This window comes from Alcanivorax sp., assembly GCF_040118815.1.
In the GTDB taxonomy this organism is placed as follows: Bacteria; Pseudomonadota; Gammaproteobacteria; order Pseudomonadales; family Alcanivoracaceae; genus Alcanivorax.
On the sequence record NZ_JBEDTC010000021.1, the window covers coordinates 18369 to 38883 of the forward strand.

General features: G+C 53.0%; 16 protein-coding genes. 5 read left to right on the forward strand and 11 right to left on the reverse strand.

Annotation, left to right across the window (positions count from 1 at the left end):
- Positions 1–148 precede the first annotated feature (148 nt).
- From ABNH18_RS15435 to ABNH18_RS15460, 6 genes are all read right to left on the reverse strand, one after another.
- A complete protein-coding gene (locus tag ABNH18_RS15435; protein WP_052042939.1) occupies positions 149–3229 on the reverse strand; it encodes an Ig-like domain-containing domain in 3081 nt (1026 codons plus the stop codon).
- A 34-nt stretch (positions 3230–3263) separates the two neighbouring features.
- Positions 3264–4622, reverse strand: a complete 1359-nt coding sequence (locus tag ABNH18_RS15440) for an OmpP1/FadL family transporter (RefSeq protein ID WP_299126958.1) — start codon at positions 4620–4622, stop codon at positions 3264–3266.
- Between the two features lie 255 nt (positions 4623–4877).
- Positions 4878–6473, reverse strand: coding sequence for a flavin-containing monooxygenase (locus tag ABNH18_RS15445; RefSeq protein ID WP_349383694.1), 1596 nt, complete (start codon positions 6471–6473; stop codon positions 4878–4880).
- The gene (locus tag ABNH18_RS15450; protein ID WP_299127762.1) at positions 6470–7429 is read right to left on the reverse strand and encodes an alpha/beta hydrolase; all 960 of its coding nucleotides are present in this window, start codon (positions 7427–7429) and stop codon (positions 6470–6472) included. The genes ABNH18_RS15445 and ABNH18_RS15450 overlap by 4 nt, the downstream gene beginning before the upstream one ends.
- Positions 7430–7467: 38 nt before the next feature.
- The gene (locus ABNH18_RS15455; protein WP_299127763.1) at positions 7468–8295 is read right to left on the reverse strand and encodes an SDR family NAD(P)-dependent oxidoreductase; all 828 of its coding nucleotides are present in this window, start codon (positions 8293–8295) and stop codon (positions 7468–7470) included.
- A complete protein-coding gene (locus ABNH18_RS15460; RefSeq protein WP_323775311.1) occupies positions 8292–9236 on the reverse strand; it encodes a metal-dependent hydrolase in 945 nt (314 codons plus the stop codon). Before ABNH18_RS15460 ends, ABNH18_RS15455 begins: the two co-directional genes overlap by 4 nt.
- A 181-nt stretch (positions 9237–9417) precedes the next feature.
- On the opposite strand from ABNH18_RS15460, the gene ABNH18_RS15465 reads away from it, so the two are divergent.
- Entirely contained in the window at positions 9418–10023 is a 606-nt protein-coding gene (locus ABNH18_RS15465) for a TetR/AcrR family transcriptional regulator (protein WP_007151233.1), read from the forward strand.
- A gap of 69 nt (positions 10024–10092) precedes the next feature.
- Here ABNH18_RS15465 and cypR read toward each other — a convergent pair whose 3' ends face one another.
- The gene (gene cypR / locus ABNH18_RS15470; RefSeq protein ID WP_007150482.1) at positions 10093–11136 is read right to left on the reverse strand and encodes a transcriptional regulator CypR; all 1044 of its coding nucleotides are present in this window, start codon (positions 11134–11136) and stop codon (positions 10093–10095) included.
- A 122-nt stretch (positions 11137–11258) separates the two neighbouring features.
- Between cypR and ABNH18_RS15475 the strand changes: the two genes are divergently transcribed.
- The 4 genes from ABNH18_RS15475 to ABNH18_RS15490 all read left to right on the forward strand — a co-directional run bounded on the left by ABNH18_RS15475 (position 11259) and on the right by ABNH18_RS15490 (position 15996).
- Complete coding sequence (locus ABNH18_RS15475; RefSeq protein WP_007151505.1) at positions 11259–11579, forward strand: 2Fe-2S iron-sulfur cluster-binding protein; 321 nt, start codon at positions 11259–11261, stop codon at positions 11577–11579.
- A gap of 14 nt (positions 11580–11593) precedes the next feature.
- A complete protein-coding gene (locus tag ABNH18_RS15480; protein WP_290492293.1) occupies positions 11594–13006 on the forward strand; it encodes a cytochrome P450 in 1413 nt (470 codons plus the stop codon).
- Complete coding sequence (locus tag ABNH18_RS15485; RefSeq protein ID WP_007149730.1) at positions 13006–14661, forward strand: GMC family oxidoreductase; 1656 nt, start codon at positions 13006–13008, stop codon at positions 14659–14661. Before ABNH18_RS15480 ends, ABNH18_RS15485 begins: the two co-directional genes overlap by 1 nt.
- 102 nt (positions 14662–14763) lie before the next feature.
- Positions 14764–15996: an NAD(P)/FAD-dependent oxidoreductase gene (locus ABNH18_RS15490; RefSeq protein WP_007149013.1), complete on the forward strand. Its 1233-nt coding sequence runs from the start codon at positions 14764–14766 to the stop codon at positions 15994–15996.
- Between the two features lie 557 nt (positions 15997–16553).
- Here the strand turns inward: ABNH18_RS15490 and ABNH18_RS15495 are convergent.
- The 4 genes from ABNH18_RS15495 to ABNH18_RS15510 are packed head-to-tail and all read right to left on the reverse strand — an operon-like array spanning position 16554 to position 20509.
- On the reverse strand, positions 16554–17591 hold the full coding sequence (locus ABNH18_RS15495) for an alcohol dehydrogenase catalytic domain-containing protein (protein WP_349383695.1): 1038 nt from the start codon (positions 17589–17591) through the stop codon (positions 16554–16556).
- Between the two features lie 16 nt (positions 17592–17607).
- Positions 17608–19116 (reverse strand): acyl-CoA synthetase, encoded by a 1509-nt coding sequence (locus ABNH18_RS15500; RefSeq protein WP_349383696.1) that lies wholly within the window; start codon positions 19114–19116, stop codon positions 17608–17610.
- Positions 19065–19553 (reverse strand): AMP-binding protein, encoded by a 489-nt coding sequence (locus ABNH18_RS15505; RefSeq protein ID WP_349383697.1) that lies wholly within the window; start codon positions 19551–19553, stop codon positions 19065–19067. Before ABNH18_RS15505 ends, ABNH18_RS15500 begins: the two co-directional genes overlap by 52 nt.
- Positions 19550–20509 (reverse strand): fumarylacetoacetate hydrolase family protein, encoded by a 960-nt coding sequence (locus tag ABNH18_RS15510; RefSeq protein ID WP_349383698.1) that lies wholly within the window; start codon positions 20507–20509, stop codon positions 19550–19552. The genes ABNH18_RS15505 and ABNH18_RS15510 overlap by 4 nt, the downstream gene beginning before the upstream one ends.
- Positions 20510–20515 lie beyond the last annotated feature (6 nt).

The following is a 20515-nucleotide window of genomic DNA, read 5'->3' on the forward strand; positions in this document are numbered from 1 at the left end:
TAAACAACCAAATAATAGCGTTTCATCTACACAAAGAAAAGTCCTATTTGAAGATATAGATGATCATTCAGCGGTGTTGTATACGGAGAGGACAGAAAAAAGCCCCCATAAAGGGGGCATGAAAGTGCATAGGCACTAGGGGAACGGCTTAAAAATCTTTTACCGGCAAAAAGGTGAAGGTCAGGTCTACGCCAAGGGGGGGGACTTCCAGCTCGATACCCGCCAAGCCGATGCCAAGGAGGTCAATCTTGGCCGGTATGATGAGAGGCTCCGGGTTGCGGACTTTCAGAATTAGACGGCCATCGTCAACAAAGCGAAGAGGGCCTTCCAAGGTGACTCCGGTTATTACCTTGCTGCGGATGTCATGTCCAAGCTCAATAATTAGCCGTGGCTCTAACTCTGGTGCATCCACCATGAGATCAAACGTAGTACTGAACCAGGGACCATCCGGGGTTTCGGTGATATAGCCCGTAATGGGGTGATTGTTTTCGTATCCCAACCGAAGGACCAAAGGGCCAGTGTCTAGCGGAATTGTGATTAACCCGAGTGCTCGAGCTTCCAGAAAGACACTGGTCGTTGGGAGAACGGTAGGGAAGACTTTGGCAATGACGGCGCCGGTGACTTCATTTGAGGTCATTGGGTCGCTGTCGATGAGGCGTCGGTTGATGGTGACATCCGGCTCATACTGGCTTACCCCGGCTTGCAAGGCGCCTGACCCGATAAAGGCAAATTTCTTTTCCGGGCAATCGTCGCCTATACCACAGCCAATGTTGGCATTGGTTATTACACCTGATTTACTTTTGAGCCTAAGCTGCAGATAGTTGGCATCGGCAATGGCTCCGCCGTTACCATCGGGTAGCGCGCCTTGCTCTTTGTCATCGATGGTGAGGTTAGCGTTAACATCTGCTACTGGGAGAGAGCGTAAAGATACGCGAGTGATCTGATCCTCTTCCCCAGTGATCACGAAGTGATTTGTTAGCTCAGGACCTCCCTCTCGAAGCCCCGGAGCAGAGGAGCTGGACTGAGAGATCTGGCGTGTTTGTAACGGTGCGCCATCAGCTGAGCATATTGCATCGATGCCACAAGCAGGAGAGTTTTGCTCGGAGTGCAGGGTGTAGCGATAAAGCTCGCCAATCTGCCAGGGGTTGTCCGGAAAAAACTCGATTCGCTGGGCAAGCACCTTGAGACGACCATTGATGGGCTCCCATACGGTGTTTTCGCTATCAAAGTGCTCAACAACAAAAGTCTGGTCGTTGACTGTGTCTCCGTCGATAGTACGGCTGAAGATAACCCGGATACTAAAATCCTTAAAGAGGTTTGGTACTGGATAAAGCGGGTCGGTATTTTTGCCGCCCACGCATCGACCGTTCCGCCAGTTTTCGCGTTCGCCGGTAAGAACAGCCCCGGTTAGTGCGCATGGGTAACCAGGGAAAACAGCGGAGACAAGTGGTGCTCGTAATTCGTTGGCGTTGCCATTGGGAAGAACTAAGTCCGGCAAACGAATGTCTAGGGTCTTGTCATCGTTAAGTGGGGCGCCCTGAGTATCTCGAAGCAGGCTGGTAAGAGTGATCTGAATGTCTTTATCGTGTTGAAGGATGTCTCCACCGATGATAATTGTGGCGCCATCGTGCCTCATGGGAAAGTTTTGTTCTATGCCATCAACTGAAATCTGCAAAGCGCCGTCAAGAAAAACTGAAGCCGGGTCCAATGGTTTGTTGAAGTTCAGGATAACGGGGTCACCAGGCCTTGCATTGGGTTGGAATATTTCCCCCGGTGCCCAAGACTGGAGCTGCAAGGGCCGAGTGTCTTGGCTTGGGGTAGGCGCTTGGCGCTGGTTCTGATAGGCCTCCATGCGGAATGAGAGCAGACCGGATGCCTTCTCCAAGCCCAGTACTTCAGGTTCAACCACACTGACCGCATCCAGTACCAGTACACCATCCTTTACAACGGCTAAACCCGCTACCTGAACATTAAGCAGGTTCTGGCTGAGAGCCGCATTGGACTCTTGACCTGCTGCAGTCATTGCTGCGTCCATATTAAGCAGGGCATAGCGGGGAACCGATGGGGAATCACTGAATGGATTCGGGATCAGATACCCGTTAGCGTCGCTGAGTATCGTGATGGTGACTTCACCGGTTTCCAGCCCGGACGGTATTTCGCCCAGTATATTAACGTCCACGGGGGTGCCTCGGAGTACGGAACCAGCGGGTACTCGCAGTGGAACGGCATTAGGAAAGTTGGGAGCAAAAGCCAGATCTGCAGCCAGGTCCCCGTTCAACCCGGTAAATGATTCATCTCCCAGCACAAAGGATTGTACTGGAACCTGATTGATCGGGTTGCCGGTTAAAGTTGACACTAGTTCAGGTTGCTCAGCTCCAAGACTGCCAACTTTGAGAACGGATGTCGCGCGGGGAAGTGTCGAATCAGGAATAAAAGTACGATTGTATTCCGGTAGCTCAGCGCCGGTTGTTTGAGCGAGCAAACCCGTGATGGTTAGTGTGTGCTCAACGGGTTTCAGGTCTTGATGAGGGTCAAGGGTTAGGTGGCGGCCCTGCAGGAATAGGGATGCGGGCACCAGCTTGCCTAGATTATCACGAAGTTGAATAGATCCATCTTCATCATATTCTGTGCTTGTTGGATCAATCGTTTGATTGAACGACATCCTGAAGGTGCTCATGTCATTGGGATGACTGGCATCATCAATCGATTCAAGCAATGAAGGCTGGTCCAAAGGGGTGGCTGAAAGCAGCATAAAGGGACCGGTTCCCATGCTTTTCGATGCGCCCGCTTGATTGCCTGCAGTACGAAACTGAACCTGGGCTACGGAGTCGTTATCAATGGATCCCAAACCATCACCGTTGACAACTAGATGGTACCTTTCAGCCGGGAGCAGGCGGGATTGAGGGTGCAGAGCCAATCCTCTGCCGTTGTCTATTACTTGATAGTCAACCATGACACTGCTGCCATCTATATCGCTGATCAGTTGTAGTCGGGCATCAATGTCATCAATTACCGCTTGATCTAGCACGCTAGAGAAGCGCAGGACCACAGGCGCGGTAGGTGGCACTTCTGTCTGGCCGGGATATGGGTAGGAAAAAATCAGTGTATCCGGTGTGCTCCATTGATTGGTCACATTGCCCTTGTCGCCACCGCAACCTGTCAACTGACTTGCTATGACTATGGCCACGCTAATAAACAGTGTGCTAATGATGTGTGATTTTTTATTCATTGCTCTTCTCCAGGTATTAATCGCATGCATGCTGTTAAAATTTCAGCGATAGGGAGGAAGAAAATACGTTTATTTCACCATCGGCCCGTACAGTCTCGTAAGGTGACGGATCGGTGGGAGAGTTAATGGAGGTTAATTCGAAATCAGCCTCATCCAGCATTTGATACTGGTAAGCGAAGGCAACCTCCAGCGGCATATTAATTACCGGGGCACTGGCTATCCGATAGCTTGCGCCTAGCCCGAAAACTTTTTTATCTGTGTCCAAATAATTGACGTCTTGGGAGCGGGTGGACTTTAAGGGTGACTCCTCCAAGGCTGCGCCAGCAAAGAGCTTCATGGATTCCGACCACTGATAACTGATGCCAATACGGGGAATAGTGATGTCGTCAAACGCGAGATTGGCCTGGTCTCGAACAGTGTCACTCGCAAACTCGCGTCCGAGCGCAGACCATTTGTGCTGCTCGATGCCTGCCGTCAGTTCGAATTGTCCTACTGGAAGCAAAAAGGCTGCACCGAGAACCTCGGGCTGATAAGTGTCGATTGTACTCAGTGCCAGACTCAGACCTGGTTCGGGTATAACCCCTGGCACAACCACATTGGCATCGACTGAAACTTCGTAACTACTTTCACCGCGCCAAAATAGTGCGAATTCCAACTTGTCCATGCCGAAAGGCATGCACTGACTGGTACCGCAAAACATTTCGCCAGAGCGGATGTTGATTCCCAGGGCCGGCGATAGTGACGGAGATGCTTCGAGAGAAAGCTTTTCTGAATCAGTGTTGCCGCCAAGGTCGGAGACTGTTTCCAGGTTTGCTTTGGCTTCCAGGGTCAGGCGCGCAGATGCGCCGACGTCGACGCCTCTCAGGATATTACTAATGGCACCACCAAACGCGAGATAAAGTGGCTGCGATTCATAGCGTAGAAACTGCCCTTCCTGGTTAGTGTTCGCTTGGTATGGCAGCAGGTTGGATGAGTATTCGTCAACGCCAACGTTAAGCCCGAAATATATGGGCTTGTCGATACTTGAGATGCCGGCTATGCGACTTTTGAAACCGATTAATAATAGTTCGGAACTGGTATCGGAGAGCACATCATTCTCGCGTGCTAAAGGCGCGGCTCCCCCCAGGGATTTAGCACGTAATTCCTGGTCACCATATTGCACGATGACGCTCAGCTCGCCTTCCGGTGAGCCGGCCATGGCTGCTGGGTTGTAATAAACCGACCAGCTGTTGGATGCAAAAGGGCTGAACGCCAAGGCGGTGCCGGCATTCATAGGGCCTAGCCCATAATTAGTTGCTCCGTCGCCAGCTCCCGCAATGCTTAAACCGGGGAGTAGTGCGGCTCCGCAAGCGAAAAAAAGAAAAGGCAATTGTTTTGTTTTTGTTGAAGACATTATGAGCTCCTGAGATATGTTGTTCTAGTTCTTAATATGGTTGGTTGATCAACCAAAATTATCGAAAGCTTTGATTGGTGTATCTATGACTGTGCTGACTTCTTGCCTTGTCGCTCCGATATTTCCCGCATTAATGCGTATTACACCGCCGTCGCCTATGACGAGATGCAGTGCCCTATTGCCGATTAGGGGTGAGGCCACCATCTGAAGTAATGCCTGCTGTGGATGAATTCCAGGCACACCCATAGATAGACGTCATCTGTATGTTTTTCCGAAATGGTCCTCACTGGTTTGTGTCCCGAAGCCAGCATGGTTGCCCAGTTCACTGAACCGGTAGTGCTCCATCGGTAAATGTTTGGCCCGCCACAGCATTTCCAGAGAGGTAGAGGGGCGCAGCATTGGCGCGTCACCATGGTGATCGAAGTAGTAACTGTTCGACAGCGCGCAGTTGTGATTAAGGAATACGGTGTTCTGCTGACGTTTCTGAATATTTAGGAAATAACTGTCGTGGGCTGACTGCCGAATTTCAACCTGGGTGGCGCCACGCTGATTGGCTTCGCGAATGCAGCGTGAAAGGTGAATGGAATTTCCTTCAACCATCTTGAAGTAAGAGGTTCCGATAAGGGCATAGGGGCCGAGCATGATGTAGAAGTTCGGGTAGCCAGGAATCGTCAGCCCTTCATAGGCCTGGTAGCGATGGTCATGCCAGAAGTCACCCAGGCTAATGTTGTTGCTGCCGATAACGTCGAACGAGGGGATATTTCCTTTCTCAAAGGTTTTGTAACCGGTGGCGAGGATCAAGGTATCGATACGCCGTGAGCGGCCGTTCTGGGTGGTGATGCCGTGGGACGTAATACGCTTGATCGGGGCCGTGACAAGCTCAACGTTGTTTCGGGCAAAGGTTCGGAAATAGTCGTTGGAGAACGTCGGTCTTTTGCAGCCGAAACCGTATTTGGGCGTCAGCTTTTCCCACAGGTCTTTGCGGTTGGGGAGCTGTTCACGCAGGTTGCTAATGCCCGCCTTTTCACACATGCGGACCAGCCAGGGGGCCTGGCGGTAATAAATGGCGGAAAGCACCATCAGGGTTTCGCTGACGGTGTCGGTGGCAGCGCGAAGGCTGCGTTGCAGGCCCGGTACTGTTCGAAACAATACCTTGAGCCAGCCAGGCAGAGTCTGATCCGGCTTCTTCAGCACCCAGATGGGGGTGCGCTGGTAGACGTCCAGTTGACGAGCCTGGCGGGCAATTTTCGGAATCAGTTGCACTGCGGTGGCGCCAGTGCCTATTACCGCTACTCGCTTGTCACTAAGATCAAGGTCATCTGGCCAGCGTGCAGTGTGAATGACATTGCCCTGGAACGTATCAAGCCCCTCAATATCTGGCATCTTGGGTGATATCAAACCGCCACAGGCGGAGACAATATGGCGTGCACTAAGTCGCCTGCCATCCGTAAGATCGATAAACCAGACATGGTTGTCGAGATCAAAACGGGCGCGACTGACTTCGACACCAAAGCGAATCAGTGGGTAGATTCCATACTTGCTCGTTACCTGCCTTGTATACTGGTAAAGCTCGTTTCCCGGTGCAAAAACGCGAGACCAATTTGCGTTTTGTTCGAAGGAAAATGAATAGGTAAACGAGGTAATGTCGACAGCAATCCCGGGATAACGATTATCGCGCCATGTGCCTCCCACGTCCTCGCTTCGCTCAAGGATTAGGATGTCTTTGATACCATCGGCACGTAGTTGGATTGCCGCACCAATTCCAGAAATGCCCGCGCCGATGATGATGACTTCATGATCGGGGGTCACGCTGGGGCGAGGGGAATGGATTGCGACAGCAGCTATGTTCATGACGAAATTTCCGCAATTGCTCCAGTGCCAGCGTTGGCCGTTTGGGTTGGTGCCTTGCTGACTTGAGTGCTGGTCAGGTTTTTTTCCAGAAAGCGGATGATGGAGGGGAGGTCCTGTTTTGCCTCAGGCAGCAGAAAGGTGAATACGGGCCAAACGTGCGGCATATCATCGCGCTCCAGAATCTGCACAGGTACACCCGCGTCCCGGGCGCACTGTGCGGCTGCATGGGTGTCGTCGCGTAAGCACTCTTCGCTGCTGACAGTGAAAAGCAGAGGAGGTAAGCCGGTGAAATCTGCGGTGATTGGTGAGGCATACGGGTGATCGGGATCAGCCCCGGCCAGATAGATATCCGTAGCCATCTTAATCATGTCATGGGATAACATGGCATCACTGTCGCTATTTGCCTGTCTAGACATCAGGGTCCCTCGAGCATCCGATGCTGGTGAAATGGCAAGGGCGCAGGCTGGCATTCTTAGCTGATGATCACGGGCGCGTAGAAGTGTGACTAACGTCAGGTTTCCACCTGCCGAGTCTCCTGCAATCACCATGGGCCGAGGGTCAGCTATCAGTTCGCGATACACGTGAAAGGCGTCATCCGTTGCTGCCGGGAAAGGGTCCTCGGGGGCAAGCCGGTAATCCGGGAGAAATACCCGCGCGTTCAGCGCGTGAGCCAAACGACCACAAAAGTGGTGATATGTATCAAGCCGCCCGCCGATGAAGGCACCACCATGCAGGTAGAGTATGGTGAAGTGTGGGTCTGTAGTGCCTAGCCAGTGGCCAGGTATTCCAGCAACCTTGCCTCGCTTGAGCTGCACTCCACGTGGCAGCAGAGAGGGGGCCAAAGGCGCGTTCATGACTCTTCGCAAGTGTTTTACCAGTTTGTCTGGATCGCGTATATCGTGCTTCAGACCGGTGCGAAAAAGCAGCTTCATGATTGTTGTAGGAATGGAGGCCATCTTGGGTTCCTTGCGTGTTTCGTTTCCACTAATGCGGTTTAATCAGCCAGCATTCTGTAAGCTTCGCCAATCGCGCGGGCGTATAGTCGTGGCGTCAGGCGTTTCAACCGCCAGGCAAGCCGGCCGTCAATTTGTGGCAGCATGTAAAGCTCACCACGATCCAGTGCATTGAGGGTCTGTCGGGCCACCTGGTCGGCGTTGGTGAGGGCATAGCGGGTCATCGCTGAACGGGCAAAGTCACGGCGACGCTCAGGCAGGCGCCCATTCTCGACGATATTGGTCGGGACCACGGTTGGGCACAGGGCCGTGATTTTTACGCCGGTACCGGTCAGTTCAGAAGACAGCGTTTCGGACAGGGCCAGCACCCCCGCCTTGGTGACGTTGTAGGCGGCCATTTCCGGGGCGGACCCGAATGCGGCAGCAGAGGCCACATTGATGATGCCTCCATAGCCCAGATCGCGAAGCTGAGGGGCAAAATAATGGCAGCCGTGAATAACCCCCCATAGATTGACGTTCATGCACCAGTGCCAATCTTCAAGTGACACCTCGCCGATTGGGCCGCCGAGGCCGACGCCGGCGTTGTTGATCACCAGGGTTACCGGCCTGCCGAGCAAGCGCTCAGCATTATCCGCTAGGGAGGCCATCTGTTTTTCATCGCCTACATCACACCCCAGGGCTACCGCGTGAGTACCGAGTGCTCGCAGGCTGATCGCCACCTGTTCGGCGCGCTCTTCATTGATATCGACACACAGTACCGAACCGCCTCGACGGGCAACTTCGTAAGCAAAGCTACGACCGATGCCACTACCCGCCCCGGTGATGACAGCTGCCGCCTGAGTTGACGGGGGCAAGGGTGTCTTTTTCATGCCTGCCCCCATGCGGGTTCAGGTTGTGGCGTTTCGGATGTACCGTGTACATTGTTGGCGCGATGGTCTCTGAGCGCTTGATAGGCCTTATGAGGGTCGCCAGTTCTTTCGTAGGCGCGTTTCCAGATCCGGATCACGTCACGGTTATCGTCATCCCAGGGGTGGAAAGTGGGAGAGAAATAGGGGGGCACGCCAGTCAGAACCTTGGAGAGAATGCCGGGACGCCAGAACAGCACCTTGGTCATTTTGGCGGCTGAGCGCAAATTCAGAATTTGACGATCTTTGTAGAGCAGATAGGTCTGGTTGCCGATCATAATGGGGAAGCCCAGGGCAATAGCCAGTAGCATGCCACTGAGACGCAGTCGGTAACTGCGATAGCCGCCACCACTGGCATCGACGAACACGTCATAACTGACGCTCTTGTGCTCGGTTTCTTCGACAAAATGCCAGTAGAGCATGGCACGCAAATCAGGGTGGGTTTCGTCAAACAGTTCCGGGTGCTCAAGCAGCACTGCGGAAATGATGGCCGTGAAGTGCTCAAACGCCGCTGCGATGGAGCTCTGCATATCGTCACTGAGGCGGTGTTGGAGTTGTTTACGGATCAGCTTGAACACGCCTTCAACCTTGTCGATGGGAACCCCGTGTTGCACGCCGATGGCGTTCATTTCATCGTGCTCACGAGCATGAATGCGCTCCTGACGAATGAACTCTTTAGCTGCGTTCAGCACTTCTGGATCGTCAAGTTTGCCAAGCTGCCGTCTTGCGGAATTCATGACCCAGCGTTCACCGTCGGGGACGGCGGCGAGAATGGCGTTCATCCAGTGAGTGGACCAAGGGTCGTTGCGAAACCAGTGGCGGGCCACGTTTTCGATGTTCATGGGAAAGTGAATGTCACGGGTTACAACCTCGTCGTAACCAATCTTGCGGTTTGCCAGAGCCATTGGGTCGCTCCCAAGTAAAGTGCATTCACTGGACTTTATTTGTACGACCAACCAAATTCAAGATTTTAGGGTAAACAGCAAACTTTAATCTGTATATTTCCGATATTGCTATCGGCCTTCAAAGCTGGGCCGACTTTAAAAGGAATGCTAGAATCAAAGGCTTACAGCATGGGAGTGCCTTGTGGGAAGAAAGAAAAATCAGGTAACGCCGGTGGCGGAGGCGGATCGAGTGTTTGTGCTCGGTGCTGCAGCTCGTCTATTTCGTCAAAAGGGGTTCGATAAAACCACCGTTAAAGAAATCGCCGAGGCTTGTGGCATGCTGCCTGGCAGCTTGCATTACCGTTACCCCTCCAAGGAAAGCATTCTGGTCGACTTGATGCGCCTTGCGCTTGAGCAAGCGTCTACGGCCTTGTCTGAGGCCATTCGGGGGGAAAGTGAGCCGCTTGAGCAGTTGCGTCAGGGGATTAATGCTCACCTTGAGTTGCTGGTTGGTGGGTCGGATATGGTCTATGTCCTCCTTTTTGAATGGCGCTCCTTGCATGGAGAGTCCCGCCAGGAAATGATTGATCTACGAGACAAATACGAGCTTCTTTGGTCTGCCATGTTGCAATCTTTGTCCTCTCAGGGCCTGATTCGTGCTGATGTGGATCGTGATCTTTTGCGTCTTATCGGGCTGGGCGCGTTGAACTGGGTAGCAACGTGGTTCAATGAGGGGGGGCGATATACGGTGAAGGATGTCGGAGATTTTGTGTGGACGGTAATTAAGGATGGTGTGCTCAAGCGGTAGACGTTGCTATTCAGTGAGAACTGATGGCCGTACTCGCTGCTGATTGTGAGTGCAGTCTGTTTATAAACACTAACCTGCATGCTGCCTGTATTGATCGGGTGTCTGACCAAACCAGCGTTTAAATGCCCGTCTGAAGCTCGCCGTGTCGTGATAATTCAACAGTGTGGCGGTGGCTTCGACGGACAGCTGGCTATTGCACAAATAGCTTACTGCTTGCTTCGATAGTACCTCCTCGCGAATCTTCCTGAAACTGCTGTTCTCATTTTTGAGTTTCCGTGCCAGGGTGCGCTTGCTTATAAAGAGAGAGGCAGCCGCCTCTTCTTCACTAAGTGTTCCGGGTGGCCGGGACAGCATCATTTTCTGTAACCGAGTCCGATAGTCCGGTTCAGGACTCTGAAGACGCGCAAGCATGGATTCGCACTGCTGAAAGGCTAGATGATAGCTTTCATGATTGGCCGATGCGTTCGGTTTTCGACACAACCCCATTGCCAATTTTAGCTTGAAGTGATCGGAGTTAAAGTAAACCTTGCCTGGTAAATACTCACGGTACATGCCCTGGTAGACGGGAGCTGGATGAGGGAAGTGGACTTCAGATTCATATAGAGGGCGGCCTACGATGAACTCGCCGATTTCGAAAAAAGCCTTGATCACAGTATCTTCCAGGCAGCGCTCCACATCATTTTCCATCGGTACTTGGAAGTTTACAACGCATTCCAGGTAGTCCTCAGCCCGCTGCAAGTCCACTTGAATAAAGCTCGCCCGGGTAGGCAGGAAAGTGTGAACGGCTTGCAGCGCGGTATAAAGGTCGGGGCTGCTGTTAGCAACAAATCCCATCACCCCATGGGTTGCGGGGGTGAGACGCCTGCCCAGCCGTAACCCGAACTCTGGTTTGCCGGATAAATCTAAAGCATTACGCAAGATCTGAATCTGCTGGGTTGCAGTGAGCAAGCTTTCATCTTTGAGTAATTGTTCGACATCTACACCCGTGTTGCGCAAGAGGCTAGGGAGTTCTCGTACACTCAAGCCAAGTTCTCGGGCGATAAGGCGTGAGTAGTTCGACGGGATATCCGCATCCACGTTTTTCAAACCCTGTTTGAGCGTCGTTATTGCCATCAGCGATTCCTCGGAATGCGGTAACTGTCTTTAAATGTCCCCGGTCTGTCAAGAAATGTCCTCGTCGGTGTTCCGACACATAGCCAATCTTCAAGGTAGATATAAATGCTAGGAGACACGCTGTGGGAAAAATTATCTTTATTGAACATGACGACACCGAGCATGTTACGGAGTTCGGGGTGGGTTCTACGCTAATGCAAATCGCCGTTGATAACGCCGTTCCAGGTATTGACGGTGACTGCGGCGGCGAATGCGCCTGTGGTACCTGTCACATGATTGTTCCCGATGAGTGGTTCGGCAAGACCGGAAGGGTTGGTGACGCAGAAGAACAGATGTTGTCCATGACCCCGGAGCGGGCGAGAACCTCGCGCCTGGGGTGTCAGGTAGAAATTACTGAGGCGATGGACGGTATGACCGTGCATTTGCCTGAATTCCAGATGTAAACAGGGAGAATGCTATGTCAACAAAAACAAGATCAAGCAATGCGTTTCAGACAAAAGTATTCAACGCCTCGTCCAAAGTGGTGCCGATGCATTTTCAGATTAAAACGATGAAAATGCTGATGAAGGCGAAGAGAAAGACAGTGGGTTCTCGATCCACACAAATGGAATTCGTCGAAACCTCCTTGCCTGATGTCAACACCTTGGCACTCGAAGATATCGACACCAGCAACCCTTTTTTGTATCGACAAGATCAGTGGCGGGCCTATTTTAAGCGGCTGCGAGATGAAGCTCCGGTACACTACCAGAAGAAGAGTCCATTCGGGCCTTTCTGGTCGATAACTCGCTATGAAGATATTTTGTTCGTGGACAAGAGTCACGAACTGTTCTCCTCTGAACCGCAAATTATTCTGGGTGATCCACCGGACGGACTATCGGTGGAAATGTTTATCGCCATGGATCCGCCCAAGCATGATGTGCAACGTCGGGCGGTGCAGGGTGTGGTAGCGCCAAAAAACCTTAAGGAAATGGAAGGTTTAATCCGGTCCCGAGCAGCCGAAGTGCTAGACAGCCTGCCGCTGGATAAACCCTTCAACTGGGTGCCTGCAGTATCCAAAGAGCTGACTGGCCGCATGCTGGCTACACTGCTGGATTTCCCTTATGAAGACCGCCATAAACTCGTTGAATGGTCTGATCGCTTGTCCGGTGCGGCATCTGCCACGGGTGGCGAATTTACCGACCAAGATGTCATGTTTGACGATGCGGCAGACATGGCGAGGGCGTTCTCAAGGCTGTGGCGAGACAAGGAGGCACGTCGTGCAGCCGGCGAAGAACCCGGTTTTGACTTGATCAATATGTTGCAGAGCAACGACGACACAAAAGACCTGATCAATCGGCCGATGGAGTTTATCGGGAATCTGACTCTGCTCATCGTTGGCGGCAATGACACCACAAGGAATTCCATGAGCGGTGGTGTCTTGGCCTTGAATCAATTCCCCGAGGAGTTCACCAAGCTGAAGGCTAATCCGGACCTGATTCCGAACATGGTTTCGGAAATCATTCGTTGGCAAACTCCACTGGCCAACATGCGCAGGGTCGCGACACAGGACGTAGAACTTCGTGGCCAGACCATCAAGAAAGGGGACCGGGTGTTAATGTGGTATGCCTCAGGTAATCGAGACGAACGCAAGTTTGACAACCCCGATCAACTCATTATTGATCGCAAGGACGCACGGAACCATATTTCTTTTGGCTACGGTATTCATCGTTGTATGGGTAACCGCCTGGCCGAACTGCAATTGCGCATTTTGTGGGAAGAACTGCTCAAGCGCTTCGAAAATATCGAAGTGGTTGGCGAGCCGGAGCGTGTACAGTCCAACTTCGTGCGCGGTTATTCGAAGTTGATGGTCAAACTGACGGCAAAAAATTAATGAAAAGTTTGACCGGGCTGGCGACTGAAGAATTCGACTATATCGTTGTGGGCGCTGGCTCGGCAGGGTGCGCGGTAGCCAATCGTTTGTCCGAGAGTGGCCTCTATTCGGTGTTGCTACTCGAAGCCGGGCCGGAGAGTCGCCGCAACCCTTTCGTCAACACGCCGCTGGGATTTTTGCAGTTGATGTTCAGTCGCCGTTTCAACTGGCAGTTCTATACCGAGCCACAGCGTCACATGTACGGTCGTTCGTTGTTCCAGCCGCGGGGCAAGATGCTTGGCGGTTCGAGCGGGATTAACGCCCAGGTCTATATCCGTGGTCACGCCAGGGATTACGACGAGTGGGCACGGCAGGGGTGTCACGGTTGGTCATACGCCGAGGTGCTGCCGTATTTTCGTAAGTCAGAACATTACGAGCCTGAGACGGTGCCGGGTACGGCAGTATTCCATGGTAAGGATGGCCCTCTCAATGTGGCGGAGCGACGTTATACCAACCCGTTGAGTGCGGCGTTTGTCGAGGCGGGAGTACAGGCGGGGCATCGACGCAATCGGGATTTCAACGGCCCCGAACAGGAGGGGGTGGGCTATTACTATACTTACCAGAAGGACGGCTCGCGTTTTAGTAATGCGCGTGCTTATCTTGATCCAGCGACGGGGCGTTCGAACCTGAACGTTCGTAGTGATGCACATGTTACTCGGGTGTTGTTTGATGGCACTCGCGCTATTGGTGTCGAGTATCGCAGCGCAAAGGGTCTGGTGCGAGCTCGTGCAGGGCGTGAGGTTATCCTCTGCGGTGGTGCGTTTAACTCGCCGCAACTGCTTATGTTGTCAGGCATCGGTCCCCGCGAGGAACTTGCTCGACATGGCATTGAGCTACGTCATGCACTGGCGGGTGTGGGTCGCAATCTTCAGGACCATATCGATGTTTTTGTCCGGGTCAGGGCTCGCAGCCGTCAGAGTATCTCGATGCATCCGAGCTACTGGCTGAAGGGCGCGTGGGCCTTACTGCAATACCTGAGCGGTCGTCGAGGTGTGCTGTCGAGCAACGGGGCTGAAGCTGGTGGGTTCATCTGCTCCCGGCCAGAGCTGGCGATACCTGATCTGCAACTACACTTCGGGCCAATGCTGTACGCCGATCACGGGCGAGACATGAAAACCGCAATGAGCGGTTATGGCTACATAGTGATGCTCTATGGGCTCAGGCCTTTGTCCCGTGGCCGTATTGGTTTAAACAGTGCCGATCCGCTGGCGGCCCCGTTGATTGATCCCAACTATATGGCTGAGCCTGCCGATGTCGAGCAGCTCGTTCGTGGGGTAAAGCTTGTTCGTAAGATCTTGTCGCAGCGTGCATTTTATGTGCACCAGGACGTAGAGATTTCACCAAGCCAGTCCATACAGGAGGACGTAGATCTCGCCGAGTGGGTGCGTCGCAGCGGCGAATCGGCATATCACCCGGTCGGCACCTGCAAGATGGGGAGAGATCCGATGGCTGTGGTGGATTCCCGACTTCGCGTGCACGGTTTGCAATCGTTGCGGGTGGTTGATGCTTCCATCATGCCAACTCTGGTTGGTGGGAATACTAATCAGCCGGTGACCATGATCGGTGAGAAAGGGGCTGCGATGATTCTTGAGGACGCCGCGATGGCAGGCGGTTAGGCATCATGTGCCTAGCTCGCTGGATATTACAGTTTCTTGTTCTTCACTAAGTTTTTGGCTTATGGATAACTCGGTTCCAAGGCGCATAGAAAGAGACAAGTTATGACCAAAAAAAAGAAAGAGACCACCGTCATCATTGGTGGTGGACACGCAGCGGGAACACTTCTGACCGCCTTGCTGCAAAAAAAATACCCAAATGAAGTGATTTTGGTTAGCGAAGAGCCACACCCTCCCTACCAGCGGCCGCCCTTGTCAAAGAATTACCTTGCGGGGGAGGTTGATCAGGCATCGTTATACCTTAAACCGCCTTCGGTTTACGAGAATGCGGGACAGCAATTACGGCTCGGCGTGCGCGTAGAACAGATTAACAGAGACGACAAAAACCTCATTTTGTCAGATCAAAGCACCTTACAGTACGACCGACTGGTCTTGGCCACTGGCTCACATGTCCGCCGCCTTAACGCGCCGGGCTCAGATTTGAAAGGCATTCATTATTTGCATGATATCGCGGACACGGATGCCCTGCGTAGTGAGCTAGCACCCGGCAAACGCCTAGTCATCGTGGGGGGCGGTTATATCGGACTTGAAGTGGCAGCCAGTGCGACCAAGCAAGGTGTTAATGTTACCGTCCTGGAAGCTGCTGAGCGTCTGATGCAGCGTGTTACGGGGCCAGAGATGTCCGAATTTTTCTACGCCAAACATGCGAGGGCCGGCGTTGATGTACGCTTGGAGACGGCTGTAACCGGTTTTGAATCAGATGGTCAGGGGCACGTCTCTGGCGTGACCTTGTCCGGTGGGGGCAAGGTGCCAGCGGATATCGTGCTTGTCTCAATTGGTGTAATACCGGAAACGGTCTTGGCTGAGCATGCTGGCCTGCTCTGTGATGACGGCATTGTCGTCGATGAATTTACTCGCACCGATGATCCTGACATCTTGGCAATCGGCGATTGTACCCGCCACCGGAATCTATTCTTCGACAAGAGGCAGCGCCTTGAATCTGTGGCTAACGCTGTGGATCAAGCGCGTACGGCGGCGGCGACTCTTATGGGCGAGGAGAAGCCCTACGATAGCGCCCCCTGGTTCTGGTCGAACCAGTATGACGTTCGCCTGCAGATGGTAGGGTTGTCGCAAAATCATGACCAGCGCGTACTACGTGGCAACATCACTGACAAGGAATTTGCAGTTTTCTATCTATGCGAGGGGTGTGTCATTGCTGTTGATGCAGTCAATCTGCCTATTGCTTTCATGGTGGGTAAGAAGCTGGTGCAGCAACGCAAAAGCATCAGCGCTAAAGCATTGCGTGATCTGAATTTTGAACTGAAGTCTTTAATCTGAAGTACGGAACTAATTGTTATCTGTAACCGGTCTTAATGACGAGGTGTGTCAATGAAGGTCGTACTTTCGTCCAAGAGTGTCCATGTCCATCCAGCTGAAACCACGGTTTTTGTATAGCTTATGGTGTAGCTAGCCTTATATCCCTTATCCAAAGCAGTAAAAACAGCCGCAAACACACCTGTGCATCATAGGCGTATGTTGGCTCAGGTCCGCGCTCACAGGTCCTCCATGGGGGCAATAAATCAGTGGGCGGTCATGATATAGCGATATGGGAGAGGATTCATGGGGGATCTGGACAGTTTGGGCGAGTGGCTATCTCTGGGGGCTCATTGTCGGGTCGATATGTGGGCCGGGCGGGCCTTTGACTTGGGCAAAGAGCATCACCCTTCAGGGGGGATATACTCATCAGCAACACGGGGGAACGGGGAGGTGGCCTAGATGTCTCTTCGTATCGGGATGAGATAGTGCTGTCTTCGGGGGTTGGCGGGGGCTCTTCTTCATTTCTGCACTCTTTTACGCATGTCATTCTTGTTAGCGCTTTTTATGAAATGAAGTTTTTAGTCGAGCCTGCCCATAAAGATAGATTTTCCCGGAACGGAACGCTTTGGACCGTCGTTAAACGCGGCCGGCAGCGTGGCAATGTCAGCGGTACTGCCTGCGATGTTGATGTCTGGACGCTGCGCGAATGTACTTGCCAGTTCGCAGAGATGCTGGGGGTTTTCGCTTACCACCACCCAGCTGTAACGTATCCCTTGCCGACGATAGTGAAGGTATTTTCTGGCTATCTGGGCGCCGGCTGATAGCAGGCCAGGTATTTTCCCTTTTTCTGTAACCTTCCCGAGCAGCGGATGTACTGAGGTAGCATAGGCGCGTGAGGACGCGTTGCTGCGCGCCAGAATACTGATCAACTTTTGCTCGACGTCCGGTGACGTGTCCGGAGCTAGGTTCACGATGCTGTCCGCTTGAACCTGAGCCATCTGGGCGCGATCCCGATAATCCACCGCCTGGCAATCACCGAGAGCGCGAATCCAGTCGAGGTTATGTCGGCTAGCGGTTGCGGTGATACTGGCCCCCCAAGCGGAGGCGAGCACCAGCGCAATACTGCCGACGCCGCCGCTAGCACCATTGATCAACAGTGATTTCCCCTGCGCCGTACTGGGGTTGATACCAGCCGCATGCAGGGCCTGGATTGCGGTCAGGCCTGCATAACCCAGTCCTGCGGCCTGTGAATCGGTCAGGCGGTTGTCATTAAGTGGGGTGAGGCATTTAAGGGGGAGATTGAAACGCCTTGAGTAGGTGCCACCGGAACGGGCGGTACTGGCCACCAGAACACGTTGGCCTGCTTCCAGCCCTTTCACCTTGTTGCCAATGGCCTCGATTCTGGCTACGGCATCCCTGCCAGGAATTACCGGAAAGCGCTGTCCGGGGTTAAACAGCGGGGCGCCATAGCCCTTTACCAATTTTTGATCGAAAGGGTTGATGGAGGTGCCGATCAGGGAAAGTTGAACCTCGCCAGAGGCGGGCGGTAGAAGGTCCGGGACATCAATCGCGTGCAGCTTACCGTGTTGGTAGTCTCCAATGGCGAGGGCTTTCACTAATGGCTCTCCTTTCTCATTGGATCGCGTTGACAATAAAGGGGAATTTTTCCAGCTCTGCGCAAACGGGTTCCTTGTCGTCCGATGGGCTGAGCGTGACGTCAAGAATGATTCCCTGTGATTTCTCTTCTCTTACGGCGAGTGCCTGGAAGCTCAGACCTGCCTGCTTTAGCGTATCAGTCATCACATTATGAATCTCCTGATGCTTGAGGGCTGGCTTGAAGACCTTGCCGACAGCCGTTAGGGGAATTTCGTCGATGATCTCAATGCTTTTGGGCCAGGCTGCACGTTCGGGAATGTTGTCTTGGACAAACTTCAGTAGAGCTTCTTTGGTCACGGCCTCACCGGGGTTTAATTGCACATAGACGACAGGGAGTTCACCGGCATAAGGATCCGGACGCCCAATGGCGGCGGCGGCCTGGACGGCAGGGTGGCGATGCAGAGGCTCTTCAATGGTGCTGGGATCAATATTGTGACCACCACGAATGATCAGCTCTTTCTTTCTGCCAGTAAGGTAGAAGTAGCCGTCCGCATCCTGCCGGCCAAGATCTCCGGTGTTCATCCAGCGCTGCTGGTCCCCGCAATCGACCCACAGGCCCTTGTTCTGCTCCGGGACCTTGTAGCCAGAGAAAACGTTTGGCCCGCAAATGACAAGAACACCGACTTCTTCGGCATTGGCATCACGCTGGTAGATACCATCGTCGTTCAGGATAACGGCCTTCATTTGCTGGCCCGGTATTCTCAGTCCGATGGAGCCGAGTCGGCGATCGCCTAGTGGAGGGTTGACGCTGCTGACACAGGTGCCTTCGGTGAGTCCGTAGCCTTCAAGCATCTTCAGACCCGTATTGTCCTGAAATTTCCGAAATACTTCGCGAGGCAAGGGAGCGGCGCCACACAGGCCGTATTCAAGGCTGCTGATATCATGCTGCCCGATCGGGTTTTGCAGAAGTGCTGAGAACAGTGTCGGAACGCCACTAAAGAAGTTGATGCGATGATGTTCAACAATTTCCCAGAAATCGCTGACTACGCCATCGCCACGATACCCCTGAGGGGTGCCGAGGATCACATGTGCACCTTTAGAAAAGGGAACTAGCCCGGTTACTAGCACCGCATTGACGTGAAAAAGCGGCAGGCCACAAAAAATATTCTTGCCTTCGCCTACGCCTTCCCCCAGAAACTGGGAGGCACTCCATGCATTGGCGACCTCATTGCGGTGCGTGCGCATGGCAAGTTTGGGAGTGCCGGTCGTGCCCCCTGTACAAAAATAGGATGAGGTTTCGTCGGCTGAAAATGTGCGACGGCTGACCAAGTGGTCTGCTGGCTGTCGTTCGATTTCGCGATTGAAATCATAAACGGTGCATTGGGCAAGGCTGCCGCGAATACCTGTTATGCCATGCAGGCTGATTTCCTCTTTCTTCTGAAGCGCGCGGGCAATGGTCTTCTTTATGCCGCCAAGATGATTGGTGAGGCTGATCAGTGCCAGATGACGAATACAGGGTGTCTTTTTGAGCGCCTCATGGGCCACAGGTCGGTTCCCGGGAATGGCGCGAGGGTCACTAGAACCGAAGCGTTGGCAGCATTAATCAGCTCTGCCATGGCATCGGGTTCAAGGAGCGGGTTGATCGCACAGACGATCCCTGTTGCCTGGCCTCCCCAGATTACACAATGGGTTTCCGGGAGATTTGGCAGGATATAGGCAATGACGGTCTCTTTTCCCGCGCCTATACTGTTGAAGAAATTGGCGGACTGGTTGATGTGGTCTGACAGATCCTTATAGCTCCACACCTTCGATTTTTTATGCTGGGAGGTTTGCAGGAAAAATGAAATAGCAGGAGCTCTTGGTGTTTTCTTGCACGACTCCTGGATCATTTCGTAGGTACTGTCAGGCAGAGTGAGTCCAGCCATGCCTGCTTCGATAGCTTCTACATCCTGATAGGATCCAATGCCACTTTGAACAGTCATGATTCGCTCGCAATAGCGTGGGTTTGCTTGCCGAGATCGATTTTTCCATCGGTGCTGACAATGGTGGATTCGACAGTATCGCCGACTTGCAGATATTGAGAGCGCTTCTTTTGACTCTTGATAAACAGCTGCCACTTTTTCGCTTCCGGAAGCAACCCTGAAATTTTGACCAGGGCCGGGCTGGGAAGACCAAGAGCGCATCCAGAAGGGGTGCCTGTCATTAGGATATCGCCAGGCTCAAAGTCGTGAATCTGGGAATATTCCTGAATGGTCTCGGCGGGCTTGAACATGAGGTTATTGGTGGTGTCTTTTTGGCGTACCTCGTCATTCACCGTCAGCAGTACGCGCAGCTCTTCGAGATAATGCATCTCATCCTTGTCCAGAATGCACAACACCGGGCCCAGCGGGCAGAAGGTGCGATAGCTCTTGCCCTTGTGGAACTGCATCTGCGGGATCTGTATGTCGCGGGCAGATATGTCGTTACCGATACAGATGCCGGCAACGAATTCGTGCAAATTGCTATTGTTCACTTCCACCGGCCCAGTCGTCTTTTTGCCTATTACCAGCGTCAGCTCAACTTCATAGTCCAGAAGCTCTACGTGGCTTGGCTTGATGATGCTGCCTCTGGGGCCGGTCACAGACGTGGACGATTTGGTGAAGAACATGTTGAACTTCTTCGCATCCGGATCCATGCCAGAATCAATCATGTGCTGTCGGTAATTGGCGCCCTGACAGAGCACGTTGGTCGGGGTGGTGATCGGCGAAAGCAAGGTCACATCCTTGCACTCGTAGACTGCTCCGTGGGATTCAAGACAGCCGTGAATACCGCTATGCCCAAGAGAAACAAGTTCCCCGGTGGTTTGTGCGCTGGTGTTCAGGGTCATGACCTTGCTGTCCTGAAGAAGTCCCCATTGGGGGTGGCCATCAGTAGTGAAGCGGACGATGTTCAGTGACATGGTTTT